Origin of the sequence: Pseudomonas sp. FFUP_PS_473 (assembly GCF_002858665.1) — a bacterium.
Lineage (GTDB): Bacteria > Pseudomonadota > Gammaproteobacteria > Pseudomonadales > Pseudomonadaceae > Aquipseudomonas > Aquipseudomonas defluvii.
This window is the reverse complement of record NZ_PJQQ01000086.1, coordinates 1-1,552: the sequence shown is the minus strand read 5'-3', so window position 1 is coordinate 1,552 and position 1,552 is coordinate 1. Positions and strand designations below refer to the sequence as shown.

Sequence of the window (1,552 nt, the reverse complement as noted above, 5' to 3'; positions counted from 1 at the left end):
AAGTCAGCCGAAGCCGTAGTAAGTGGCGGTTAACCGCGCCACCAAGGGCCGAACAGGTTATGCCGCCAGTAGGCGTCACTGTCTCGTTGGTAGCCGTAATGCAGAAAATTCCCACACAGGAATCTGTCAGTCGAGGTCCCGGCCAGAAGCCGAGGATGAGGGCTGGCAGTGCAGAGGTACCAAGGGCGTCAGTGACGGGGACGAACGCGGAGCCGGACACGCTGATGGAGCGGGTGCTTGCACCGGCGAACCTCAGGCGTGCGTATCAGCGTGTGGTCAGCAACAAGGGAGCGCCGGGTGCCGATGGCATGACGGTCGCTGACCTGGCTGGCTACGTGAAACAGTATTGGCCAATCCTCAAGGCCAGGTTGCTGGCCGGTGAGTACCATCCCCAGGCAGTGCGAGCGGTTGAAATCCCCAAACCGCAAGGCGGAACACGACAACTGGGTATCCCCAGCGTCGTGGATCGCCTGATCCAGCAAGCATTGCAGCAACAACTCACGCCAATCTTCGATCCGTTGTTTTCGGACTACAGCTACGGCTTTCGTCCGGGCAGAAGCACTCATCAAGCCGTTGAAACGGCCCGTTCCCATGTGGAGGCGGGCCACCGCTGGTGTGTGGAACTTGATCTGGAGAAGTTCTTTGATCGGGTCAACCACGACATCCTTATGGCTTGTATCGAGCGTCGGGTCGAAGACAAATGCGTGCTCAGGCTCATCCGCCGTTACCTTGAAGCAGGGGTCATGTCGGGCGGTGTCGTCAGCCCCCGGCAGGAAGGGACGCCGCAAGGCGGCCCGCTCTCGCCGTTGCTGTCGAACATCCTGCTCGACGAACTTGATCGTGAGCTGGAGCGGCGGGGTCATCGCTTCGTGCGCTATGCCGATGATGCGAACATTTATGTGCGTAGTCATCGGTCTGGCGAACGTGTACTGGCCAGTGTCGAGCGCTTCCTGAAGCAACGTCTGAAATTGACGGTGAATCGGAACAAAAGCCAGGTAGCGAGGGCCTGGAGTTGCAGCTATTTGGGTTATGGGATGAGTCGGCATCGGCAGCCCAGACTGAGAGTGGCGGCGATGAGTCTTGACCGCTTGCGCGGCCGGCTCAGAGAGCTACTGCGCGGTGTGCGAGGTCGCAAGATGGCCCGCATTATCGAGCGGCTGAACCCCGTGTTACGAGGGTGGGCGAGCTACTTCAAACTCAGCCAGAGCAAGCGCCCGCTTGAGGAGTTGGACGGGTGGGTCAGGCACAAACTGCGCTGTGTTATCTGGCGACAATGGAAGCAGCCCTCGACGAGAGCCCGCAACCTGATACGGCTGGGGCTGGGTGCAGAGCGTGCCTGTAAATCGACCTCCAATGGCAGGGGCCCATGGTGGAACTCGGGTGCGCCACATATGAATCAGGCGCTACCGAAGAAACTATGGGATCGCCTTGGGCTTGTCTCGATACTGGATACGATCAACCGGCTTAGCCGTATAACCTGAACCGCCGTGTACGGAACCGTACGCACGGTGGTGTGAGAGGACGGCGGGTGTGAACTCGCCTCCTACTCGAT

The 1,552-nt window shown here is 59.7% G+C and carries 1 protein-coding gene; it reads left to right on the top strand.

Translation table 11 applies throughout. The annotated features are described in order from the left end of the window. Positions 1-59: 59 nt before the first annotated feature. The gene (gene ltrA / locus CYD26_RS24680) at positions 60-1,481 is read left to right on the top strand and encodes a group II intron reverse transcriptase/maturase (protein WP_102053909.1); all 1,422 of its coding nucleotides are present in this window, start codon (positions 60-62) and stop codon (positions 1,479-1,481) included. The last annotated feature ends 71 nt before the right edge of the window (positions 1,482-1,552 follow it).

Coding starts and splice junctions, on each gene's coding strand:
- ltrA (WP_102053909.1), top strand. CDS start 60: ATGCCGCCAGTAGGCGTCACTGTCTCGTTGGTAGCCGTAATGCAGAAA.